This window comes from Janthinobacterium sp. SUN026, from assembly GCF_030397625.1.
Taxonomy (GTDB): Bacteria; Pseudomonadota; Gammaproteobacteria; order Burkholderiales; family Burkholderiaceae_D; genus Janthinobacterium; species Janthinobacterium kumbetense.
In genome coordinates this window covers 233073-257239 of record NZ_JAPQNU010000002.1, presented here as the reverse complement: position 1 = coordinate 257239, position 24167 = coordinate 233073, and the positions used below count along the sequence as shown (strand labels likewise).

Annotated in this window: 11 protein-coding genes and 1 pseudogene; 5 read left to right on the top strand and 7 right to left on the bottom strand. The window is 67.9% G+C overall.

Annotated elements, in window-relative coordinates; all coding sequences use genetic code 11:
• Nucleotides 1-63: 63 nt before the first annotated feature.
• Nucleotides 64-753, top strand: coding sequence for a hypothetical protein (locus OX459_RS10955; RefSeq protein ID WP_289905023.1), 690 nt, complete (start codon nt 64-66; stop codon nt 751-753).
• Between the two features lie 111 nt (nt 754-864).
• A complete protein-coding gene (locus tag OX459_RS10950; RefSeq protein WP_289905022.1) occupies nt 865-1815 on the top strand; it encodes a 2-hydroxyacid dehydrogenase in 951 nt (316 codons plus the stop codon).
• 15 nt (nt 1816-1830) lie between these two features.
• Here OX459_RS10950 and OX459_RS10945 read toward each other — a convergent pair whose 3' ends face one another.
• The 5 genes from OX459_RS10945 to OX459_RS10925 all read right to left on the bottom strand — a co-directional run bounded on the left by OX459_RS10945 (nt 1831) and on the right by OX459_RS10925 (nt 19069).
• On the bottom strand, nt 1831-12360 hold the full coding sequence (locus tag OX459_RS10945) for a hypothetical protein (protein ID WP_289905021.1): 10530 nt from the start codon (nt 12358-12360) through the stop codon (nt 1831-1833).
• Between the two features lie 67 nt (nt 12361-12427).
• Nucleotides 12428-13927: an endonuclease/exonuclease/phosphatase family protein gene (locus tag OX459_RS10940; RefSeq protein ID WP_289905020.1), complete on the bottom strand. Its 1500-nt coding sequence runs from the start codon at nt 13925-13927 to the stop codon at nt 12428-12430.
• Complete coding sequence (locus OX459_RS10935; RefSeq protein ID WP_289905019.1) at nt 13924-17592, bottom strand: hypothetical protein; 3669 nt, start codon at nt 17590-17592, stop codon at nt 13924-13926. Before OX459_RS10935 ends, OX459_RS10940 begins: the two co-directional genes overlap by 4 nt.
• A 180-nt stretch (nt 17593-17772) precedes the next feature.
• Nucleotides 17773-18150, bottom strand: a complete 378-nt coding sequence (locus OX459_RS10930; protein WP_251348792.1) for a hypothetical protein — start codon at nt 18148-18150, stop codon at nt 17773-17775.
• Nucleotides 18151-18610: 460 nt separating this feature from the next.
• Nucleotides 18611-19069 (bottom strand): hypothetical protein, encoded by a 459-nt coding sequence (locus OX459_RS10925; RefSeq protein ID WP_289905018.1) that lies wholly within the window; start codon nt 19067-19069, stop codon nt 18611-18613.
• 168 nt (nt 19070-19237) lie between these two features.
• On the opposite strand from OX459_RS10925, the gene OX459_RS10920 reads away from it, so the two are divergent.
• Nucleotides 19238-20428, top strand: a complete 1191-nt coding sequence (locus OX459_RS10920; RefSeq protein WP_099668027.1) for a low temperature requirement protein A — start codon at nt 19238-19240, stop codon at nt 20426-20428.
• A gap of 27 nt (nt 20429-20455) precedes the next feature.
• On the opposite strand, the gene OX459_RS10915 is transcribed toward OX459_RS10920, so the two are convergent.
• Nucleotides 20456-20986 (bottom strand): GNAT family N-acetyltransferase, encoded by a 531-nt coding sequence (locus OX459_RS10915; RefSeq protein ID WP_289905017.1) that lies wholly within the window; start codon nt 20984-20986, stop codon nt 20456-20458.
• An 80-nt stretch (nt 20987-21066) separates the two neighbouring features.
• On the opposite strand from OX459_RS10915, the gene OX459_RS10910 reads away from it, so the two are divergent.
• A complete protein-coding gene (locus OX459_RS10910) occupies nt 21067-21636 on the top strand; it encodes an XRE family transcriptional regulator (protein ID WP_289905016.1) in 570 nt (189 codons plus the stop codon).
• A gap of 2 nt (nt 21637-21638) precedes the next feature.
• Here OX459_RS10910 and OX459_RS10905 read toward each other — a convergent pair whose 3' ends face one another.
• Nucleotides 21639-22514 carry a LysR substrate-binding domain-containing protein gene (locus OX459_RS10905; RefSeq protein ID WP_289905015.1) on the bottom strand — a complete coding sequence of 292 codons (876 nt, stop codon included), beginning with the start codon at nt 22512-22514 and terminating at the stop codon, nt 21639-21641.
• An 81-nt stretch (nt 22515-22595) separates the two neighbouring features.
• Between OX459_RS10905 and OX459_RS10900 the strand changes: the two are divergent.
• A pseudogene (locus tag OX459_RS10900) lies at nt 22596-24095 on the top strand (MFS transporter); the annotation flags it as partial.
• Nucleotides 24096-24167: the final 72 nt, after the last annotated feature.

Here is a 24167-nt window from a genome sequence, read left to right as displayed (position 1 = left end):
TTAATGTGCATATTCAAGTTTCGCTAGAATAGGCCATCGCGCCCCGCGCCCACAGGACACCGCATGCCATTGCTTCACCACTTACCGTCCGCTTCCATGCGCATGCGCATACGGGACGGCTTGAGCCTGAAAGGCGCGGCCGTCGCGCTGATCCTGGCCATGCACGTGCTGGGCCTGTATTTCCTGCTCTTGCCGGCGCGGCAACTCAAGCAATACACGGAAGTGGCGTTCATGACCTTGCTGCCGCCCCGTGCGTTGCCGCAGACGCCGCCGATGGCCTTGCCGATGCCCATGCCGGCTCCTGCGCCGCGCGCGCGGGCTGTTGCGCCGCCCGCCGCGCCGCCCGTCTTCTTCGCGCCGCCGCCCGTGGCGGCGGAAGCGATCACCGTACCGGCCGAGGAATTTCCCGCCGCGCCAGCCACGGCGCCTGCCACGGCCGACTTGCTCACGCGCGCCCGGCTGGCCGCGGGCGCCGCCGACAAGGCCCTGCGCGGCGAACGCAGGCAAGACCAGCCGTGGCTGGCCGCTGCCGACCTCAAAAGCGAAAACACCTTCCAGAAACTGGTCGCCTCCGCCTGGCGCGGCGGCCCCGTCATCCGCGTGGAGGACTACCTGACGGCCGACGGCCGGCCCGCCACACGCGTCGTCAGCGCCGGCGGCGCCACGTGCTTTGGCATGGCCGAGAACCCGGGCTCGGGCGCCGATCCGGCCAGGACGGGCGGCAAGGTCAAACGCGTGCCTTGCCCGGGCTAAAGTTTCCGCGCAGTACACGGTTTTCACGGCATACGGGGCGCTCAACCCCGGCCGGTTCCCAAATATGCTAAGTTGCGTCTGCTAATCCTGTCGACACCAACTTGGACGCCCATGCACCCCGAACTCCTCATCCTCGCTCCCAGCCCTTCGGCCGCCGTCAACGCGCAGCTGGAACAGCACTACACCTGCCATCACGCCTGGCAAGTGCCGGCGGACGAGCGCCACGCCTGGCTGGCCGAACGGGCGCCGGTCATCCGCGGGGTCGTCACGACGGGCGCGCTGGGCTTGAACGCCGCCGACATGGCCTTGCTGCCGAAGCTGGAAATCGTCGCCGTCAACGGCGTGGGCCTCGACGGCGTGGCGCTGGACGTGGCGCGCGAACGGGGCATCGCCGTCACCACCACGCCGAACGTGCTGACCGATGACGTGGCCGACGTGGCGCTGGCCTTGCTGCTGGCCAGCGCGCGGCATATCGTGGCGCTCGACCGTTTCGTGCGCGACGGCGGCTGGGAACGCCGCGAGGCCATCGTCCCCGCATCCAGCCTGCGCGGCAAGACGGCCGGCATCTTCGGTTTCGGCCAGATCGGGCAAGCCATCGCGCTGCGCCTGGCCGCGTTTGGCGTCAAGGTGCGCTACTTCCAGCCGCGCGCCATTGCCGGCGCGAGCGCGCCGCGCGCCGCATCCTTGCAGGCCCTGGCGCAGGAAAGCGACTATCTGATCGTCTGCGCGCCGGGCACGCCGGCCACGCGCAAGATCGTCGAGCGCAGCGTGCTCGACGCGCTCGGCCCGCAAGGCACGCTGATCAATATCGCCCGCGGCGCCCTGATCGACGAAGACGCGCTGATCGCCGCCTTGCAGGATGGCCGCCTGGGCGCGGCCGGCCTCGACGTGTTTGCGGACGAACCGCGCGTGCCAGCCGCCTTGCGCGCCTTGCCGAACGTGGTGCTCACGCCGCACGTGGGCAGCCTGACCGTGGAAACGCGGCACGCCATGGGCCAGCTGGTGCTGGACAATCTGCAAGCCCACTTTGCCGGCTTGCCGCTGCTCACGCCCGTGCCTTGACGCCGCGCCGCCGCGTCAGGGCCGCACCACCCAGCGCACGTCTTCGAGCGACAGCAGCAGTTGCTCGGGCGCGCCGTCCGTAAAGAAGTTCAGGCGGAAATCCATGGCGGCGCCGCCATCCGTGGTCGGCTGCTGCGCGTCATACCATTGCTGCACCTGGGCCACCAGGGCCATGGGCGCGGCGGGAGGCTGGGCCGCATCGATGGGCGCGAGCACGGCCGGCAGCAGGCTGACCGGCAGCGAAGTGCGGGGAAAGCCCGCCACGGCCGGCATCACGCTGTAGGAATAGCTGCCATCCATGGCGATGCGCACGCTGCCCGAGGCGCCCGTGAAGAGGGCGTTGAAGAAGCCTCGCATATAGGCCGCCACGTCGCTGCCGCCCACCGGTGCGACTTGCCGCAAATCATAGCCTTGCCAGCTCAGGCGTGGCAGGATGGGGTCGCTGAACTTGACGACCGGCGTCTGGTACAGGAAGGCGTGCATGGTCGACACCTGCGTCTGGCTGGGCGGGCACAGGTAGCGGTTGCGCTGCACGTACAGCGAAGCCTGGGCGTTCTTGTACACCATCACGTTCAGCCCCGGCATGCGCACCTCGCGGCCGGTATTGGCCAGCGCGGCGGCAAACGACAGGTCGGGCGCGTCGGCGGCGATGGCCGCGTAGCGGTAGGCCAGCAGCGCATCGGGTGGCGTGGGCGTGGCCGGCGTGGCCCGGTACTGCTGCGCATCGATGTCGAGCACGGGCACGGGCACGCTGACGGTGCCGTTGCTCAGGGTGCCGGACAGCGGGTCGTAGGTGGCGGGCACGCCGCCGACGGTGACATTGAGCAGCGCATACCAGGCGTCGCCGCCATGGTCTTCCAGGCGCGCGTCGAATTCCACGGCCACGCTGGCCTCGCCTTGCGCCGCCGCCAGCCGCGCCGTGCCGAAATGCTGGCCATAGCTGGTTGCCACCAGGGTCACCAGTTGCTGGAAGGCGGTGGTGGCCAGTGTTGCCTTGGCGACACTATCGGGCGTATCCTGCTTGCCATCGAGGGGGGCGAGGAAGGCGTCGAGGTCAGCCGAGATGAGCGGATAGTTGCTGACGAAGGCGGCCAGCGCCGTGAACAGGTCGGGACCGGTCGCCGCGGACAGTCTGGCAACCTGCGACGGCACGTTGAGCACGACGCTGACGTGCACGGCATCCTGCGCCGCCTGGCGGTAGGTGTAGCTGAAGCCGTAATCCCACTGGGCCAGCTGGGCCGGCTGCAAGCCACCGGCGGCCAGGCGCATGCGGCCGCCCTGCGGCGCGGCGGACGCGGTGGCGGTCTGCCGGTTGACCGTGGGCGGCACGGGCAGGGCGCGGTTCAGCACGGGGATATATTGCGTGCCATTGCCCAGCGGTACCTCGAACGGACCGGTGATGAACAGCAGCCACTGGCTTTGCAGGTATTTTTCGATGCCGGGCACGGGGCGCTGGTCGAATTCCATGTGCGTGATCTGATAGCGCAAGTCCAGCGGCACATAGGCCTGGCCTTCGACGTTCTTCGAGATGAAGTTGAATGACAGCCGGCTCTGGTCCTGCGCGGCCGTGCCTAGCAAAGGCAGCCGGGTCGGGAACAAGGTGTAGTTCTGGTTGCCATCGCCGGCCGCGCCGTCGGCTGTGCCTGCAGCGGCGGGCTGGCCGTACAGCGCTGGCGGCGCGCCCTCGTCTTCGTCGTCCGCGCCCGTGACCTGGTCCACGCCGTACACCACCACGGCGCCGGCAGCAAAGGCCGGCCCCAGAGTGGTCAGCAACTGCTGCCGCATGGTGGCGGCCGCGCTGACGCGCGTGGCTTCGTCCCCGGCGCTGCTGCTGAGCACGGGGCTGACCGTGGCGCTGATGACGTCGGCCAGCGTCTGTTTCGCCTTGAGTACGAGGCCCAGCTGGCCGCTCTGCAGCGGATCGGCGACGCCGTTGAGGCGATCGAGGATGTAGGCGGGCGGCGCATAGGTGGCCGAGAGGAACTTGTCGATGGCGTCGAGACAGCTTTGCAGCCACAGGTTCAGGTCGACGCTATTGAGCGTCAGCGCATGCGGCGTATTGGTCGGATAGGCGTCGATGCTGACCGTGCGGCTTTCCAGCGAATTGGCGACGGGCAACGGCGCGTAGTAGCTGGCTTGCTGGCCCAGGCGGAAATGGATGCCCTGGCCCGGCGTGTCGCTGAAACGCACGGCGAACAACTGCTGCGTCTGCTGTCCGGCGCTGCCTATGCGCGTCAGCCCCGCGCCCGCGCGCATCGACCATTGCGGCGTCTTCAGGCACGCTTCGAGCGCCTTGGCAAACGTGGTGAAGCTGGACGCGCCGCCGTTCGTGTCGGCCTGAGGCAGCACGGCGCTGACCACGCTGGCGCCGTCCGGCAGGGCCGCCAGCGCGGGATCGAGCAGGATGGCCTGGCGCGTCAGCACCAGCGCCACGTCAAGCGCGATGCGGTTGGCGCTGGCCAGTTGCGCCAGCGGCACCGGCACCGACAGCGTGGCGGCGGGCGCCGTGGCACTGCCGCCGTTGGCCAGGGCTTGCAGGTAGATGGCGCAGGCGGCGGCGAAGTCGCGCACCTGGCGCGACCGGGCCTCGTCCAGCGGCTGCAGCGGCGTGGCCAGCAGGGAGTTGCTGAGGGAAATGCTCACCGCATTTCCGCTCAGTCCGGGCACGCCCAGGCCCGTATAGTCCTGGTGCAGCTGGAAGTACAGGCGTTGATAGAAAGGCAAGTCTTGCGCCGCGTCGGCTGGCGTGGCGTAGGCCAGGCCATCCATGCGCAAGGTCAGCAGCAGCGCGGGCGCGCCGCCCGCATCCGTGCCATACAGGTAGCTGGCCTGGACTTTCGGCCAAGCGGACAGGCCCAGCAGGCGATCCGTGTAGCGCAGCGGGGCGGGGGCCTGGTCCAGCGCACCCGTGTAGCCGGCCGGCGGCGCCTCGAACGGCGTGACGGTGGTGTTGCCGAACAGGTCTTGCCAGCGCAGGGCCAGCGACGCATGGCCGCCCACGCCCAGGTAGGGATTGTCGGCGGCGGGCGGCAGGCCGGCCGGCGGATTGGCCGGCGCCGCATTGAGCGTGGCGAACGGCCGTCCCTGGCTGTTGTTGCCCAGGTAGCCCAGTGCCTGGCGGTAGTCGTAATCGGCCAGCGCCGCGGCCGCATAGCGCCGGCGGTGAGTTTCGCCATCGTCGCTGCCGTCGCTGTCGTTCGCATGGTCTTGCGGTCCGAAAGGCAGGCTGTAGGGACTGGGCAGGAAAAACGGGTTGCGGCCCAGGCCGGCCGACAGCGTGTTGTACAGCGCGGACAGGGTCGCCTGCGCATATTGCTGCCGTTGCTGCGGCGTGGGATTGGGCGGCAGCACGGGTACGCCGTCGTTGGTGCGCTTGAGCTGGAACGACAGGTTGCCAGGCGCCAAGGTCGCTTGCGCATCGAGGGCCAGGCTGTCGACGTCGAGCACGGCGCCATCGGCGTACAGGCCTTCGGTGTCGGCCGCGCCCAGGGCCAGGGCGTCCACCGGCAAGCCGTAGTAGGCGGCCAGGGTGGCGAAGGTATTGCCGGGACCGCCAGAGTTGGCGGGCACGCGGTAGACGAGCGGCGGAATGCGCATGGTCGCGCCCAGCGCCACCGTCACGCCGGGATTGTAGGCGGCGATCTGCGCCGCGCTCAGCGGGGTGGCGCCGGCCGAGTAGTACGCGGCCAGCTGCTCCAGCGCTTGCGCGGGCGCGGCCATGTCTTGCAGGTTCAGCTGGTGCAGGATGCCGGCCACGGGCACGCTGGCGCCGGCGCGCAGCGGCCGCCCGGCGTTTTGCCGCGCCAGCTGTCCCACGCCCATGCCGTACGTGGCGGCCACGGCGGTCAAGGTGCGCGTGGCGGCCACGGCCAAAGGCTGGCTCTTGGCCGGCTTGCTCAGCGACTCGAACACCAGCACGTCTTGCTGCGGATCGATCGCTTGCGTCGTCAGCAGGGCGTTGACGAAGTTCGGCACGGTGTCGGCGGCGCCCGCCGCCTGGCGCGCCAGCGGCACCACCAGGGTCAGCGTGGCCGTGCCCGTGGCGTCGAAGACGGATGGGGGCAGGCCGGCGCCCGACACCATGTCCTCGAAATACAGATAGTATCCGCCGCCGCGCACCACCGATTGCTCCCACAGCAGCTTGATGAATTGCGAGGGGCTGTTGGCTATGCCGCGCGGCAAGACCGTCCCCTCCGCGTCCAGCAGCATGCGGCTGGCCGGCGGATGGCTTTCCGTGGACAGATTGGTTTGCGTCAGGAAGCACAGGTAGTCGGCATCGGCCTGGCCCGTCAGCGCTACCTGGTCGCTTCCGCCTTCGCTGTACAGCAGGAACAGGCCGGCCACCAGGGTTTCGCCCACGGCGGCCATGCCGCTCAGCAAGTATTCCAGGCGCTGGGCATCGGCGGCCGACGGTCCCACCAGCTCGTATACGTGGGCCAGGGTGGCGGCGCTGGCCAGCGCGGTGCCGCTGGCGTCGTTGGTGGCCACGGTGGCGGCCGGCATGCGCGTGATCTGGAAGTCCACGCGCGTGGCATAGGCATAGCCGCTCAAGTCCTGGAACACCGTGCTGCTGCTGTTGGGCGGCGTGTTGCCGATGCGGGGACGATAGGCGGGCATCAGGGCCAGTATGTCCGCGTATGGCGCCTGGGGGTACAGCGTCTGCAGCGTATCCTGGCGCTGGGTGATGCTGGCCAGCATGGCGTCGGGCAATTGCCACAGATACGGCGCAGGCGCGGCCTGGCTGGCGGCGGCGCGCGCGCCTGGCGCGGCGCCGGACGTCACGGCCGTCAGGCGCGCCAGGTCGGCGGTGATCCAGGCGGCGTAGCCTGCCGCAGGGAACTGCCGCGGCTGCAAGGACGCCAGCGGCAGGATGTGCAGCGCAGGCGACGGCACGAAGTTGCCCGCCTGCGCATACGCCAGCACGCCCGACAGCAAGCCGTATGCGGCGCCCAGGTCGATGGGCAGGCTGGTGCCGGGCGCGCCGGCGAAGGTGATGAAATCGAGGGCGACGCCATGCGAAACGGCATTGCGTCCCAGGCCGATGCGGTAGCCGCCGGCGGCGCTGGCGGGCGTGGGGAATTGCTGGCCCGTCAGCTGGTACAGCGCGTAGTCGGTCTGCGTCCTGCTATACAGGAAGGATGGCGACAGGCTCAGGCCCGCCGCCACCGGCAGGCGCAAGCCATAGGTGATGAAGCGCGCGACCTGGCCGGCGGCCTGGGCCACGGCGCCGCTCGCCTGCACGCCGCTCCACAGTTGCTCCAGCGGCAAGGCGTCGAGGTGGGCGATGGCCAGCCGGCCCGGAGCCGCGGCGAACAGATTGGCGATGCCGGCATTGTCGCGCCCCAGCGCGGCCGTCGTGGCGGCGAAGCGGCTGGCGATGCCGGCCAGGGTATCGCCGGCGACGGAAGTATAGGCCAGCGGCGGCACGGCGAGGGTGGCCGTCGGCAGCAGCAGGTCGGCGCGCGCATACAGCGATGCCTGCTGCGCCAGGGTGGCCAGCGGCACGCCCAGCGCGGCGGCGATGGCGCCGAAGCTGTCGCCGGGCGCGGTGACGTGGCTGACGGCACCGGCGCCGAAGTCGAAGACCAGCGTCACGCCCGTGCGCAGCGCGCGCGGTTCGGCATTCGCGCCGATGAGCTGGGCGGCGGTGGTGTGCCAGCGCCCGCCGGCGCCGGCCGGATCCGTGTAGCGGGCGGCGACGGCCGCCAGCGTATCGCCGGCCTGGATCACGGCGGACAGGCCGCCGACCTGCAGCGGCAACGCGCCGTTCAGCGGATACGCGGCATTCGGCAGCGACACGTCGTCCGCGTCGATGGCGTTGCCGGCCCGGTTGAAGGCGGCGACGATGCCGGCGATGCTGTCGCCCGGCTGCAGCGCATAGCTGTAATTGTCGAAGGCATCGATGGCCGATTGCAGCAGCGCGCGGCCGATCAGGCTGAAGACGTCGACGAAGATGAAGGCCGCCATCGATTCGGGCTCGGCGTCGTCCTGCGCCAGCAGCGCGGGCTTGGCGGGCGCCTTGCCCACCTTGGCGGCCACCTGGCGCAGCAGGCCGGCCACCGTGCTGCGGTACTGTTCCGTCGCCGTCGCGTAGGTTTCGAGGTCGATCGCCTGCGTGCCGGCGCCGCCTTGCGGGTCGGGGACGTCCAGCCGCAGCCCGTCGAACAGCGGGAAGAGCGTGGCGCCGTCCATATTGGCTCCCGGCGCGCTGATGTTCACGATGAAGCTGTCCGCGAGGAAGTGCAGCAGGTCGCCCATGCCGAATGGCTGCATGGCGGGGTCGGCCAGCACCTGGATGCCCGCCACCAGCTGCGCCAGCGTGACGCTGGCGGTCGCGGCGGCAGCCAGGTCCAGCGCCTCGGCGTCGGCCCGCACCGCCGGCTGCAGGGCGTCGAGCAGCCACGGGAAATACGCCTTGCACAGCAGATCGAACGAGGTCGTGCCCGTTCCCGCGCCGCCGGCGGCCGGGTCCGGCGCATCCATGGCGAACAGGCAGACGAACGCGCCTTGCTGCGCGCTGCTGGCCGTGGCGCCCTGCGGCGCCAGCACCGTGAATTGCGGCGCCGTCACCAGTTGCAGCACCGGCTTGGCGTCGGTGCGCAGCACGCGTCGCGGCTGGCGGCGCGGCCCGGCGCGCAGCATGGCGGCCTGCAATTCCATCGGCAGGCTGCGCGCGCGGCCGCGCGCCAGGCTGTCCAGACGCAGCGCGCCGCCGCCGTCCCACGGCGCGCGGCTGTCGTCGCCGATGCGGAATTGCGCGCTGACGGTGGCGGAAAAGCCCACGGAAATGGTGAAGCTGAAGATGCCCAGGTCGATCTTGACGCGCAGGCTGATGCGCACCGAGGCCGTCACGGACAGGGGGATGGCGCGGTAGGATTCGTAGCCGATCTGCACCGACACGGTGATATTGACGAGCAGCGAAGCGCTGATGATCTTCAAGTCCACTTCGCCGTACAGCATGCCGATCACGCCGAACGTGCCCGTCAGCTTGAAGTAGCTGCTTTCCTGGACGCTGCCGGAGGCGCCGGCGTTGGCCAGCGCGACGGCGTTGCTGCGGTCGTACGGATGGTAGGTGGCGATCACGCCTTCGATGATGCCGAACACGGTCAGCGCGAAACCGGCTTTCAGCGGCCCCTTGACGAAGTTGTAGCCCAGGCCCAGCTGCAGGCCCAGGCCGAAGACGATGACGGGATTGAAATACCCGAGATCGGTTTTCGGCACCTGCGTCGCCGTCGCGCCCGACAGCTTGCCGAAATACACGCCGCCCGAGCCCAGCACCGGCACGCCGTAGACGATGGCGCTGAAGCTGAACGAGCGCGTAAAGTCCATATTGTAGGGAAAACCGATGTCGATCAGGAAATCGCCATTCGTGTAGATCTTGATGCCTATCATCGGCAGCACAACGCTGACGGCGCCGAAGTTCAGGTTGCGGATGCTGTCGGGGAAGGTGAAGTCGATCTGGAACAGGCCCACGTCGTCGCTGATTTTCTTGTACAGGATGTCGACCACCAGGCCGGCCAGGCCGCCCATCTTGGGGCTGCCCAGGGTCAGGCGCAAGCCGTACAGGTTGGGATCGTTGAAGACGATCTGGACGTCGACGGCCCATACGCCGGCCGTCTGCAGCACGCCGAAATGCGCGGCGATCAGCCAGTTGCTGTCCGGCTGGTAATACGGCTGGCCGTGCACGCCGCTGCCCGGGTTGACGGGATTGTTCTTGCCCGTGGTGGGCGGCACGCCCGCGAGCGCGTCGATGACGGCCTTGGTCGAGCTGAAGTCGGACGCGCCGTTGATGGCCACGCGCTGGCCCAGCATCAGCAGGAAGACCTTGAAATAGCTGGAACCGGCGCCCGGCACGCTGGGCATCTCTTCCACGTCCTGTCCCTTGTCCGGGTCCAGCAAGTCGCCCATGCTGCCTTTGAGCAATGGTGGCACGGTGGCGTCCAGCGCCAGGGTCACCTTGCCGTCCGTATTGCGCTTGAAGACGATGCTGCGGATGACGATGAATCCCAGGTTGAGGGGTGAACTGAGCGTGTAGGTGGCGCTGAGGCGGTTCTTTTCGCCGGTTTTCAGCGACACGTTGACGGACAGGCCGTCCAGCGTGACCTGGTTCAGCAAGTCCCACGGCGATGGCAGCACGAAATATGGATCGCCCAGCGTGCGCACGAGCGCCTGGATCAGGCTGCCCAGGGACCAGCCCGCCAGGGTGAAGCTGAGCATCTCGTTGCCGCTGGTATAGGTTGCCGTGAAGCCTTCCCAGCTCACGTACAGCGTGTGGTTCGGCCCCTTGTCCGTCGGCTGGAACGCATAGCCGAAGCCCAGCTTCAGATTGATGGCGGTATAGATCCATACGGCGTCGGCCTTGCCCGAGAATTGCTGCGCGGCCGGTTTGGCGCCGTCATACTGTACCGAGAGCGTGGCTTTCTGCAAGCCGATCTGTTGCTGGCCAAGCAAGAACAGCCAGGTAAAGGTGGTGTCGACCGTGTAGCTGGTGGCCAGGTCCGTGCTGGGCTTGCCGCTGGGAATGACCGCGGCGATGGCGAACGCGGAAATCTTCAGGTTGCCCGGCAAGAAGACCGGGAAATCATAGATGCCGCCGGCGGCAAAGAATTGCTTGATCATCTCGCCCACGTCGAGTTCCTGCGCGAGCGAGGCGGAGAGGGTCCAGCGGGGCGGCGTTTCCTGGCTGCTGTAGGCCACGCTGACGGCCGCCTGCAGGCTGGCGCCCACGCCCAGCAAGCCGGAAATGGAACCGGCCCAGGCCGTGCCGGCGCCCGCCTTGCCGGCCTCGACAAGGGCCAGGGCGCCTTCCTGCTTGTCCGCGGCCACCGTGGCGCTGATGCCCGACAGGCTGATCTGGCCATCCGAAATGCTCAGGATGGGCGCGCCGCCCACCGTCAGGAAGGACAGGCTGATGGCGTAGTCGCTGGAAAACGCGAAGGACTGGGCCGCGCCGTCTATGCTCAGCGCGATATTCGACACCTCGGCCTGGATGGTGTCGGGCAGGCTGACGAGGCCGTTCGAGACGACGGACAGGAAGTCCGACAGCGTGGCCTTGCCGGGAAAGCTGGCCTGGAACAGCTGCGCCGAGTTGAACTGCACGTCGAATTCGCCGCCCGGCGTGCCGTCGAGGTTGCGAAATACCGTGGGCAACAGGGTGAAGGTGGTGCCGAACAGGTATTCATAGCGCGACTTGCCGCTGGCCTTGCTCGCCAGCGGCTGGTAAGCCGTCCAGTCGAGGAAGAACGAGGTGATGGTAAAGCTCAGCGCGGGCGTGGGCGCCGGGATGGGCTGCCAGCTGAGATCGCGCACGCTGCGCAGCTGCAGCGTGACCTGGTCCACCGTGGGGGCCGCCTTGGGCGGGATGCTGCCGCTGATGGTCATGCCGCCGAGGCCGAACGACGTCAGGAACTCCTGCAGCACGGCCGGGGTGGCGCGGAAATAGCTGGCGCCCCCGCCGATCAGGCCGATGGCGGCGGTGGGACTGAGGGGCGGCCCGTCGCTGCCCGCTTCCAGGCTGACCGCGTAGTTGCCGTCGCCGTCGGCGTTCGATGGCTGCAGCAGCAGCGACAGCGTGTAGTCGGCAGCGCCGGCGCCTTCCACGCTGAGCGTGGCCGTCAGGGCCAGCGTGGCGGCCTGGTCGCCGTCGGCCGCTTCCTCGTCGTCCGCTTCGCCGGCGCCGCGCAGCAGCAGCTGCATGCCGCCGTCGAGCAGCAGGGCGTCGGGCGGCGGCGCGTCGACGGGCGGCGGGATCGTCACGGTCAGGCTGGGCGCCGCCACGCGCAGGTAGCCGGCGAACGTGCAGTCGAGCTCGCTGAGCGTGGCCGACAGCACGCCGCTGGGCATCAGGCCGCCCAGTTCGAACGTCTTGCCGTCGTACAGCGCCATGTCCAGGTAGCCGCCGATCTGCAGCTTGCCCGGCGGCGCCGCCAGGTCGGAAAACAGTTCCAGAAACGGCGTCACGAAGGCGGGCAGGGCCACACTGGCGCTGAGGTTCTGCTTGGCGCCGCCCGTGACGGACAGCGCGCTGTCGCCGCCCCATGGATAGACGCCGTCGGCGCTGGAAAACACCAGCAGCGCGCCCGACAGCGGCAACTCGCTGAACGGCCAGCCGCCCATGAAGGGAAAGCTGCTGTCCCAGTTCCAGTCGGCGGGACTGGCGGCCACCTGCACCACCAGCACGGCCGCGTCATCCCCGCCGTCATCCCCGTCCTCGCCCGATGTGCGTGCGGCGGCAGGCTGCGTGGAAAACACCAGCGTGGCCGGGGTTCGCAGCAGACCGCCGATGAAGGGCAGGTTGGCCTTGCTGACCGTAAACACGCCGTCGCTCACGGCGCCCACGTCGGCTGCCGCGCAGCTGATCAGGAACTGCGCCGCGTCGATCTGGAATGCCTGGCCGATGATGGCGTCGAATTTTTCGGGCGGCGCGACGTCCGGGTCGGCCAGGCCCGCTTCCAGGAAGGCGGCATCGAGGGCGAACGGGCCACTACTGGCGGCGTTGACGATGGCTTGCTGCAGGTTTTCCAGCGCGGTATCGGTGGTGGCCATACGAACTTGCTCCTTGAATCAGTCATGATGTCCAGGGCGGACGCTCGCACCCGCCCGGACGCTCTGTCTACAGCACGGCAAACAGCGCCAGGTGGTCGCTGGTGCTGCGCAGGTAGCCGTAATTGGCCCAGCCGTTCAGGGTGCGCGCCTGGCCTACGGCATACACGGCCGCCGGCGATTGCGGCCAGACCATGCCGGCAGGCACGTTCGGAAATTGCGCGGGCAGCGGGCGCGTGCCGATGGGTACGCCCGGGGGCATGCCGCCCGCCACCGTGAACGGCGTGCCCGACACGGGGTTCATCACCGTGAACTGGTAGTTATTCGCCGCCACCAGCGGGTTGACGAGCATATTGTCGATCGAGAAAAAGTTGCTCACCATATCGCTGCCGATATAGTTATAGCCGGGATACGGCGCCGCCACCAACGCGCCGCCGGCCGTATTGTCGGACCACAGGAAGCGCGATTGCTGCGTCAGCTGCTGCTTGGTGCGCTTGGGGCGGATATGCGTGGCCAGGTAACCCTGGTACGCGTCCAGCGTCAGGTTCGGCGCCACCGGCATGGCAGGCGGCGGGTCCAGCAGCGGTATGTAGTTGATCGCGCGCAACTGGTCGTAAGCCGTCGTCCGTCCGCCCGCGCCGGGCGGCTGCGCGTAGATGGCGTTCAGGTTGAAGTCGCCGCAGATCAGCTTGACTTCATTGTGCGGCGCGCCGGCGGGCGGCGCCGCCACGTCGAGCACGCCGCGCAGCAAGATGTTGATGAAATTGGTGGCGCCGCCGTGGTTGGGCGGCGCATGCACGGCAAACAGGGTCAGGTTGCGCGTGATGACGTCGGTCCGGTTGGTTTCCACGAAAGTGACCATGAAGGGCTGGCGCAAGCCGTTGAAATTGACCAGGCCGCCAACGACGGGCGGCACGGCCGGCGCCGGCGCGGGGGCGAAGGCGATGCGCGCCGCCGCCATGCCCTCGGCCAGGCCGCCGTTGTACTGCGCGCCGGCCGGGATGGTGCGCGCCGGCTGGCCTTGCGGGTTGAGCAAATCCTGGATGTCGGGCGCGCCGGCGCCCCCGGCCGGGTAGGCGGCAGGCACGGCGCCGGCCGCCACGGCCGCCACGCCGCCGCCCGTCCACACGTTCGGCCCCGTGAAATAGCGCCGCACTTCCGTGGGCGTGCCAACCGTGCCCGATATGCCGCGGTACAGCACGGCGACCGATTCCGTGCGCCCGCCCGTGCCCACTTTCAGCGGCGGCACCATGCGCCAGGCAGCGCGGTTGGGGTCGGCGGGGTCGGTGCGCAGCTGTTGCAGCAGGAAGATCGCGCCCTGCAAGCCGCCCGTGTCGGGCGCCAGGTCGCCGGCGCCGGCCGCGCTGGCCGACACCTCGATCAACACGAAGATATCGGGCTGCGTGGCGCGCAGGATGGTCAGGATGTGATTGCGGCGCTGCAGCGCGGCCACGGCCGGCAGGTTGCCGCCGCAGCGGCCGCCTTCGCCATAGCGGGGCCGCTTGCGGCTGGGATTGTTGACCTTGTTGATGCCGAAGTTCTCGATATTCCAATACACGACGTTGGTCATGCTGCGCTCCCCAGTGAAATGGCCGGCAATGGCAGCGCGGCCAGTGCCTGCTCCTGGCGGGCGGCCGCATCGGCGATGTACGCGGCATACCAGCCCAGGCTGCCCGTATTCTTCGGGTCGCCAAACAGGAAGAACTGGATGTTCGCGTCGGGCGGCAGCTTGGCAATGCCGAGGAACTTGATGGCGATATTGTCGAGCCGCAGGCAATAGTAGTAAGAGTCGCCGTCGGGCACTTTTTGCCGCATCAGCCCGATATTGTCGATGGCCAGCTTGAAGATGCCTTGCAGGCTGATCAGCCTGGCGCCCGGCGCCGCGCCGGGCAGCGACAGGCCGACGAAGACGGCTTGCTCGTCGTCGTCGGCCGTGCTGGCGGGCGACCAGGCCAGCAGCAGGGTCGAATGGAAGCCGGCGGCCGAGACGAGCGCGCCCGGCCCGCCCATGGTGACGTCGTACACGATGCCGTGCCATGGCCCGTCGAGCGTGCCCAGGTTCAGCGCCGTGCTGACGGGCAGGAAGCCGAAATCGGCCGGCTTTTGCCCGTCGGCGGCGGCGATAAAGCCCGACAGTTCCAGGCCGAAGCCCTTGAACAGGCTGTCCGGCCTGGCCTGGCTGGCGTCGAGGTCGTAGGCCAGGTTGGCCGTCACCTCGTCGAAGCGCACGGCCGACGGCGTCGTCTGCGGATAGCGCATGTCGATCACCAGGTTGGAAAAGGCCAGGCCTGCGCCGTCCGGCGGCAGGTCCGGCGCCAGCGCGCCGAACGACAGCAGGTCCAGCACGGCGCCCGTGCGGTCGTCCAGGCTGGCGAAGTCCAGCGTGCCCCAGACGGAAAAACGGTTCAGCACGGTCGCGCCCGCGTCGGTGGTGCCCAGGCAGTTGAACTGGATGCGCTGGAAAGCCACATGGCGCAGCAGGTTGCTGTCGAGGCTGAATATCGATGGCGTGGCTTGCTCGAAGATGTAGATGCCGGTGCCGTTCTGGTCGATATAGCTGCCGTCGAGCACCACGCCGTTGTTCGGCATCGCATTGCCGCCGAAGGTGGTGGCCGTCACGCGCGAGCCGAGCAGGCCGTTGACGGCCAGCTGCACGTAGCTCTTGAAGGTCTTGATGACGGCATTGTCGAACAGCACCTGCAATTGCAGCACGCGGAATGCATAGTTGTCGGTGTCGGGCAGGGCGATGGGGGTATCGGGCGGCAAGCCGTTGCGCTGGCCGGCGGCGAAGGCCGGATCCTGGTAGTCGACCAGGCCGAAGGTGCTGGAATTGCCGTTGAGGGTGATGCTGCCGTCGCCATGCACCGTCACGCGGCTGGCCGTGAAGCCGAAATGGTGGGCGACGAAGCGCGTCAGGTCGAGGCCGGCCGCGATGCCCTGCAGGCCGGGCGGCAGGCTGGACGGATCCAGGTCCGCCTGCAGCACCAGCACGCCCGTCCAGGTGGGATCGCTGACCAGTTCCAGGAAATGCTGGTACGGCGATTCGGGCTTGTCCGCCGCCAGCACCTCGGCCGCTTCGATGACATCCTGCAGCCATTGCGACAGCCCCGTGTAGGCGATGCCCTGGACGTCGGGGCCGGCGTCGGCGGCCAGCGAAAAATCGGGCGCGCCCGACCAGGCGTTCGGATTGGCGACGCGTTCCCTGACGCTGCCGCTGCAATACTTGAGCAGCATCACGTTGCGGTAGGACGTGGGCGTCACGCCGACGCCCACCTGCGCTTGCATGGTCCAGCCCGCGATGCCCACGATATTGTCGAAGTGCGCGGCGCCGTCCGACAGGTGGGCCGCGTTGACGGCCACGAGGAACAGCTGGTTGGTCTGCAAGGCATCCTGCAAGGTCGCGTCCGGGAAGCGGAAGCCGAACGGCAAGACCTGGCCGCCGCCGCCCAGGGTCTGACCCAGGGTCACTGACAGGAAGGCGTCCTGGTCCTGCGCCTGGCTGGACACGGTGGCGACCGCTCCCTGCGGCGTGGTGCGGTAGTGCGGCGCTTCCGCCACCGCGTCGCCGGCGGCCAGTCCACGCACGCGGCGGCAGGCGGCCGCACGCGCCTGCCAGGTGGCGCTGGCGCCGCTGGAAATGACGGCCTTGCGGGTGGCGGCGACGATGCTGCTTTCAAAGCTCGACAGCAGGGCGGCGCTGACATCCAGCGGGCCGCCGCTGACGGCGCCGCCATACGGCAGCAGGGGAAAGGCGTGCGCGGCGCCCTGCGGCACGGGCAGCGAGGGCGGGGTCGAGGCGAGCACGGTATCGGCAGCCACGGCGCGCAGCAAGGCGGCGGCCCGGGCGGCCGGCGGCAGGCCGTACATGGGACTACCCGCCGGCTCCGCATGGTATTGCGGCATGGCCGCGCCGCCCTTGAGCACGCTGGCCCAGCAACCGAGGTAATCGGCCGTCAGCGGCGTGGCCACGTTACCGGAATCGGGCAAGTCCAGGGTCGCGGCCTGGAACGGGAAGACGGACGCGTAGGCGGGCGAGCCGGGCACGAACAGCAGGCTGTCATTTTCCGGCGCGGCGCCATCATAGGTGGTCATGCTCAGCTGTTCCGAGCCGAAGATGCCGCATAACAAGTTTGTCTGCGCCCCGTCAGCCTGGCCGATGGCGCTCAGGCCAAAGCGCCCGGCCGGCGTCAGCAGGGCCTTGCTGGTAGCGGGCTGGGAAGGCGACCGGGCGGCGCAGCCAAAGGCCAGGGCGCCCGACTGCAGGCCGACCACGGGCGGCTGCCCGCTGGCGGCGCCCAGCGGCCGCAAGATCGTCGCATGGCCCAGCGCCGTGCGGTAGGTGGACGGCAAGGCGGGCCGGTCGGCCGGCAGCAAGCCGCAGCGCAATACGCCTTCCAGCCGCGCCTTGGCGGACAGCTTCTGATTGTAGGGATCGAGCGGGTCGACGGTGCCGACCCAGGCCAGGCTGGCCGACAGCTTGGCGGGCGCGCTCAGCGCCGGGTAGAACAGCTGCTGCAGCTGGCCGCTGGCCGTGTCGCGCGCGGTCATGGGGAAGCCGACGGCCAGGCCGCTTGGGCCGAAGGTGACGGGAGGGTTGACGGTGGCCGTGAACGTCAGGCAGCCCGCATTCGCGCCCGCCAAAGGCACGAACGTGCGGATCGTGCTGCCGCTGCCCGTGACGCGTATGCCGATATCGCTGGCATTGCGCTGGAAGGCCAGCGCCGGCGGCGTAGCCAGCGGCGCGGCCAGCCGCAGACTGCCGCTGGCGGCGTCGATGGACAGGCCGACGCCGGACAGCACGTTGAACAGCAGGTCCTGTCCCAGCCGGAAATTGACGTTGGTGCTGGTGGCAAAGCCCTTGGTCAGCTGGTTATAGGTGTAGCTGCAGCCGTAGTTCTTGAAGGAATCAGTCGGCGCTGCATCGGTGTCGCGCAGCCACAGCAGCGCGTTCAGGTTCAGTCCCGGCGCCGATGACTGCCGGTCGATATACGCGACGAGGGCGGCGATGAAGGGGCCGGGCGCCGCGTCCAGCGCCGCCGGACGGGCGCTGGCAAACACGTAGCTACCCATGCGCTGCGGCGACAGGCTGTCGGCATAGCTGATGCTGTCCGGGGGCGTGGCCGGCGGCGCGACGGGCGGCAGCAGGTAGCCGGCCCAGGCATGCTCCGCCTGCGGCGGCGATTCATACAGGCTGACCTTGCTGGCGGGATCGGTGGCGACGAAACTGAAACCCATGACAACCTCCACTCAAGACGCGACTCGGGCTGCGATGCGGCGGCATGGCTGCCGCGCGGCAACGCAATCGTTTACAACGGGTGGGCCCGGAAGGGCGTCGGATGGCCAGGTGGCTTGCCTGGACGCGGTGGCGGGCGGCCATCCAGAGCGCCCGCCCGCAGGCGGGCGCGGAACCGCCGCTTACTGCGAGTTGGAGGTAAAGGTGGCCAGCACGAAGCCCGTGTAGCTATACAAGGTGCCGCTGTCGACGATGTCGCCGGAGAGCAGCACGTTATACAGGCCCGTGCTTTGCGGCGAGTAGGTGACCGTCAGGCCGGCTTTCCACGTGACGACGCCGTTGCCCGTGTCGCTGGCCAGCTTGGCCGTGGTAAAACCCGTGGTGACGCTGGGATTCCAGTACGTGGTGCGGCCCTGGAACTGGAAGGCGATGCCGGTCTGGTTGTTGCTGTCGCCGCTGGCGATGGACAGCGCGATGCTGTTCGGCGTGGTGTTGGTGGTGACGCTTTGGCCGGAAGCCAGCGTATGGTTGGTGACTTCGACGCGAGGTAAGTTAGACATGACATTCTCCATGAGGTGATATCGGCCTGCACTTGCGGTGGGCGCCCCGTGGCCGACAGGTTCGGGGCAGTTGGGTAAGTCGGTAGAAATGGTATTGCGACGGCTTTGCGACCATGCCATAAAAATATGGCAGGACAATACACAATTTCAAATAAAGACAAGACATTTGATATTAATCAATCCGGAATTGATTAATATATTTCGTATTTGCTTATTCAAAAAAGTAGTTTCCGGCTATTCGTAATATAACCATGCCGGCTCTTGCGCATGACGAGTAGCGATTCTATGCCTATTTTTTTGCGCGATTCTCTCGAATTGTCGCGAAGGCAAGAATAATGCGGCTTCCGGACGCGGCGCGGGAATGTGCTGTAGGCCATTTTGCGCGGCGGCAGGCAAGCGGAATAGGAAATGCAATTGAATATAAACGGTTTATTGATTTAAATAGATGGCCTGCGCGGCTTTATTGCGCGGCTGGCGCGGGCGGGGCCGGACAGCGTTCAAAAACGGCTACCACCTTGCCAGTCAGCGTGTATTGCGTGCCGTCATCGAGGATGGGGCCATCGATGAGGATTTGATATTGCTGCGGACCGAGCGCCTGGAAACGCAGGGTCAGTCCTTTCTGGAACGTCACGATGGTATCGCCGCGGTCGGCGCCCAGCTGCAGCAGGATATTCGCTGTCGACAATAAAACCGTCCAGTAGGCGGTGCCGTTGGCGCGCAGCGCCACCAGGGTATTGTCATTGATATCGTTGCTGGCCGTGGCGATGGCGTCGCTGTTGACCGTCAGCGCCATGGTTTGCGGCGCCCGGCACGCGGGGGCCGGTTCGGCCAGCTGGCGCGCCAGCGCCGGGGCGTCGCCACCGAGCGATAGCAGCAGCACGGCAGCGAGCCAGGGGCCGCGCCAGTTCAGCTGATACATGGTGGAGGTGGTGTCCCGCGCATGCGACCCATCGTAACGAAATTCGGCCGGAAGAGCAAACGCATGCCGACCGCAGGGCGTCGCCATGGCCGCCATCCCCATCTGCTATCATCGTGCCGTTTTGGCCAGCGCCGCGGGCGCCGGTCCGGTATTTATGCAAGGAAAAAAATGAATAATCGCATTTCCCTGCTGCGCCAGCGCGGCGTGCAGGACAGCGGCAAGGTGGGCATGATCGAGCTGTTCTTCGACCTCGTGTTCGTATTTGCCGTCACGCAACTGTCGCATGGCTTGCTGGCGCATCTGAGCGCCATGGGCTGGCTGCAGACGGGCCTGCTGCTGATGGCCGTCTGGTGGGTGTGGATCTTTACCTCGTGGATCACCAACTGGCTCGATCCAGAACGCATTCCCGTGCGCATCAGCCTGTTCGCCATGATGCTGGGCGGCTTGCTCATGTCGGCCTCGATTCCCGAAGCGTTCGGCACGCGGGGCCTGGGTTTTGCGGGCGCCTACGTCGCCATGCAGGTGGGCCGGCCCCTGTTCGCCTGGTGGGCCGTGCGCCACGAGGAACTGTCGCGCCGCCGCAATTTCCAGCGCATCGCCCTGTGGGCCGTGCTGTCCGGCATCTTCTGGATCGCCGGCGGCATCGCGTCGCCCGAGCAGCGCATCTTCTGGTGGGGCGCGGCCCTGCTGATCGACCTGGCCGGTCCCTGGATGCAGTTCGGCATGCCGGGCCTGGGCCGTTCCTCGACGGCCGACTGGGATGTCGACGGCGGCCACATGGCCGAGCGCTGCGCGCTGTTCGTCATCATCGCCCTGGGGGAATCCCTGCTGGTGACGGGCGCCACCTTCGCCGGCCTGGAATGGACGGCCGCCAACTGGCTGGGATTCCTGTCGGCCCTGGTCGGCAGCATCGCCATGTGGTGGATCTATTTCGACACGGGCGCCGAGGCGGGCCACCACCGCATCGCCCACTCGAAGGATCCGGGGCGCATCGCCCGCAAGGCTTACACGTATATCCACGTGCTGATCGTGGGCGGCGTGATCGTTTCCGCCGTGGCCGACGAGCTGGCCCTCGTGCATCCGGACGAAGCGAGCTTCGCCGGCATCAGCGCCTTGCTGGGCGGCCCGATCCTGTATCTGCTGGGCAATGCCTTGTTTAAATGGGTCAGTAACGACCGCGCCACGCCGCCGCTGTCGCACCTGCTGGGCATCTTGATCATCCTGGCGCTGATCCCGATGGCATATGGCCGGCTGTATTCGCCCCTGACCCTGGCCTGCATCACCAGCTGCGTGCTGGTATTGGTGGCCGTGTGGGAACATATGGCGCTGCGCCGCCCGCCGCCGGAGATCGATCTCTGATGCGCGCTCCTTGATATTTGTTTGACCTCAACCGGACGGCGCAATGCCGTCCGGATCGCTGCGCGTGTCGAGTTGCAGCTGCAGGAACGCCAGGTCCAGCCAGGCGCCGAACTTGGTGCCCACCTGGCGCATCAATCCCACCTCTTCGAAACCCAGCTGCTTGTGCAGGGCGATCGAGCCGGCATTGCCTGCTTCGATGCCCGCCACCATCACGTGCTTGCCCAGGCCGCGCGCCCGCGCGATCAATTCCCCCATCAAGGCCTTGCCGACCCCGGCGCCGCGCCGATCGGCGCGCACGTACACGGAATGCTCGACCGTATGCCGAAAGCCTTCGAACGGGCGCCAGTCGCCGAACGAGGCGTAGCCGGCCACATTTTCTTCCGCATCGATGGCGACGAGCACGGGATAGCCGGCCTTTTCGCGGTCGGCCAGCCAGGCGGCGCGGTTGGCCGCATCGACCGTCCGTTCATTCCAGATGGCCAGGGTATTGCTGACGGCATCGTTGTAGATGGCCGTGATGGCCTCGATGTCGCCCGCATGGGCATCGCGTATCTGCATGTTGCTCTCCTTGCTAGGCGTCTACTATAATGGACAAATCATAGATTGCCGCCCATGCTTTTGTCCAATAAATCCTGATCATGTCCACTAAACCAGACGAATTGAACCAACGCATCGGCGCCAGGGTGCGCCTCGAGCGGGAAAGCCTGGGCTGGTCGCTGACGGAGCTGGCGGCCCGCTCGGGCGTGTCGCGCGCGATGGTGCACAAGGTGGAGCGGGGCGATTGCAGCCCCACGGCCACCTTGCTGGCGCGCCTGTCGGGCGCCTTCGACCTGAGCATGTCCGAATTGATCGCCCGCGCCGAAATGCGCGCAGGGCGCTTGCTGCGCCAGGCTGACCAGCCCGTGTGGATCGACCCGCAGAGCGGCTATGTGCGGCGCCACGTGTCGCCCGCGTCCGACATGCCGCTCGACCTCGTGCATATTACCTTGCCGCCCGGCGCCGTGGTGGCCATGCCGGCCGCCGCCTATGCGTCGCGGCGGCAACTCATCTGGTCGCTCAGCGGCAGCCTCGTCTTCATCGAAGGGGAGAGCCGCCACGTGCTGGACGAGGGCGACTGCCTGGAACTGGGCCCGCCGGCCGACTGCGTGTTCAGGAATGAAACGGCCACGGCCTGCACCTACGCCGTGGCCGTATTGAAAGGCGTTTGACCTTAAGTCAGCGCCGCCGCGCGCAGCTGGGCGATGAAGGCGCGCGCGGCGGGCGCCTGTTCGTGGCGGCGGAAGGCCACGGCGATTTCCGAGCTGATCTGCGGCCCTTCCAGCTCGCGGAATACCACACCGGGCAATTGCACGCTGGCCATCACCGAGTGGGGCACGATGGCGCAGCCCACGCCCAGCGACACTTCCGTCAGCACGGCCACCAGGCTGCCCGGGCGCGACACCACCTGGGCCGCAAAGCCGCCGCGCCGGCTCGCTTCCAGTGTCCCCAATTCCTGTTCCGGCACGATGAACGCCTGCTGCGCCAGCGCGGCCGGCCCCGCCACGCCGAGGCTTGCCAGCGGGCTGTCCGCTTGCACGGCCAGCACGAAGCGGTCGCGCAGCAAGACCACGCTGTCGAGTCCATCCGGCAAATGCAGGGGCGGGCGCACGAAGGCCAGGTCCACCCGGCCCTGGTCCAGCAAGCCGGGCAGGGCATCCATCGCGTACTCGCGCGCGCCGATGTGGATGCCGGGGTGGCTGGCGCGAAAGCGGGCGAACTGGTCCTGCAGCACGCCTGAGTAGGCGGCCGAGGCCACGTAGCCGATTTCCAGCCGTCCCAGCTCGCCCCGTCCCGCCCGCCGCGCCACTTCCTGCGCCTGCGCCAGCTGCCCCAGCGCGCGGGTGGCTTCGATGACGAACAATTCGCCGGCCGCCGTCAGGGCCACGGCGCGCTTGCTGCGCTGGAACAGGCGCGTGCCGAGCAAGCTTTCCGTTTCCTGCACCTGCTTGGTCAGCGCGGGCGGCGAAATGCCGAGTTCCGCGGCTGCTCGCGCGAAGTGCAGGCTGTGCGCGACGGCCAGCACGCAGCGGAAATGCCGTAATTCCATGTCTTTGTCTGTATTCACCATTAGTGAATTATAAGGCGATCATCTTATAACAGGAAATAATACAAGCGTGCTTACAATCGGGGCATGAAGAATACCAACTGGACCTTATATACGTGCTCGGGCGTGTGCGCGCTGATCATGCTCGACACCAACGTGGTGGCCGTTTCCCTGCCGTCGATCGCCCGCTCGCTCAACGCCAGCTTCGTCGACGTGGAATGGGTGGTCAGCGCCTACATGCTGGCGTTCGCCTCGTTCCTGTTGCCAGCCGGCAGCATCGCCGACCGCCTGGGACGGCGCAGGGTGATGCTGTTTGGCCTGGCCGTGTTCGCGCTGGCGTCCCTGCTGTGCGGCCTGGCCTGGACGCCGTTCGTGCTCAACGTGGCGCGTGCCGTCAAGGGACTCGGCGCCGCGCTGCTGCTCACCTCCGCGCTGGCCGTCATCGGCCACACGTTTCATGCGGAAAAGGAGCGGGCGCGCGCCTGGTCCGTGTGGGGCGCGGCCATGGGCGTGGCCATGACGGTGGCGCCCCTCTTGGGCGGCCTGATCACGAGCGCCATCAACTGGCGCTGGATTTTCTACCTGAACCTGCCCGTCGTGGCCATCTTGATGTGGCTGGTTAGCAGGCACGTGGATGAATCGAAGGATGCGTCCAACGCCAGCTTCGACCCGGCGGGCGCGCTGCTGTTTTCCGCCGGCCTGTTCTGCATCATCTGGGGCTTGATCGACGCCAGCGTGGCGGGCTGGTCCAGCCGCGCCACACTGCTGCGCTTCCTGGCGGGCGCGGCGCTGCTGCTGGTGTTCGTGCTGGTGGAGCGGCGCCAGCGCGCGCCCATGGTCGATTTATCCCTGTTTGGCCGGCGCGTGTTCGTCGGCGCCGTGCTGGGCATGTTCGGCTACGCCATCGCCGCGCAAGTGATGATGACCTTTTTACCGCTGTATCTGCAGAACGCCTTCGGCTTTTCCGCCGTGCTGGCCGGCTGCGCCATGCTGCCGTTTGCCGTCGCCATGGTCGTGCTGTCGCGCCTGGCGCCGCGCGCCATGCATTACCTGGACGACCGCGGCATCCTCGTGACGGGGCTGCTGATCGTCGCCGCGGGCAACGTGGCCACGGCCCTGGCCGCCGCCAGCCTGCAGTATGGCTGGGTGGCGGCGGGCATGGTCGTCACGGGGGCGGGGGCCGGATTGCTCAACGGCACCACGCAAAAAGCCATCCTCGCCTGCATCCCCCGCGAACGCACGGGCATGGGCTCCGGCATCAGCACCACCACGCGCTTCGTCGGCATCGTGCTGGCCGTGGGCGCGCTGGGCGCCGTGCTGGCCATGCGCACGGCCGCCTCGTTCGAGCAACTGGCGTGGCTGCACGGCTTGAAGGCTTCGCCGGAAATGATCGGTCGCATCGTCGCCGGCAACGCGTCCGACGCCTTCGGCCAGCTGCCGCCCGCCCTGCAAGCCGTGGCGCAGGAAGCGGCGCGGCACGCCTTCATCGACGGCTTTGCCAGCGTGCTGTACCTGGCTGGCGGCTTGGCAGCCGTGGTGGCGGCGCTGGTGTTCGTGCTGGCAAGGCCGCTGGAAAAAGTGTAACTGTTCAGCAAGTTCTGCGTGCGCGGCCTCTGCTTGTAATATGATGCCATCAGGAAATACATGGCAATCATA

Excerpts from the sequence above, each read along its gene's own strand:
- OX459_RS10955 (WP_289905023.1), top strand. The coding sequence starts at position 64 with ATGCCATTGCTTCACCACTTACCGTCCGCTTCCATGCGCATGCGCATA.
- OX459_RS10950 (WP_289905022.1), top strand. The coding sequence starts at position 865 with ATGCACCCCGAACTCCTCATCCTCGCTCCCAGCCCTTCGGCCGCCGTC.
- OX459_RS10945 (WP_289905021.1), bottom strand. The coding sequence starts at position 12,360 with ATGGCCACCACCGATACCGCGCTGGAAAACCTGCAGCAAGCCATCGTC.
- OX459_RS10940 (WP_289905020.1), bottom strand. The coding sequence starts at position 13,927 with ATGACCAACGTCGTGTATTGGAATATCGAGAACTTCGGCATCAACAAG.
- OX459_RS10935 (WP_289905019.1), bottom strand. The coding sequence starts at position 17,592 with ATGGGTTTCAGTTTCGTCGCCACCGATCCCGCCAGCAAGGTCAGCCTG.
- OX459_RS10930 (WP_251348792.1), bottom strand. The coding sequence starts at position 18,150 with ATGTCTAACTTACCTCGCGTCGAAGTCACCAACCATACGCTGGCTTCC.
- OX459_RS10925 (WP_289905018.1), bottom strand. The coding sequence starts at position 19,069 with ATGTATCAGCTGAACTGGCGCGGCCCCTGGCTCGCTGCCGTGCTGCTG.
- OX459_RS10920 (WP_099668027.1), top strand. The coding sequence starts at position 19,238 with ATGAATAATCGCATTTCCCTGCTGCGCCAGCGCGGCGTGCAGGACAGC.
- OX459_RS10915 (WP_289905017.1), bottom strand. The coding sequence starts at position 20,986 with ATGCAGATACGCGATGCCCATGCGGGCGACATCGAGGCCATCACGGCC.
- OX459_RS10910 (WP_289905016.1), top strand. The coding sequence starts at position 21,067 with ATGTCCACTAAACCAGACGAATTGAACCAACGCATCGGCGCCAGGGTG.
- OX459_RS10905 (WP_289905015.1), bottom strand. The coding sequence starts at position 22,514 with ATGGAATTACGGCATTTCCGCTGCGTGCTGGCCGTCGCGCACAGCCTG.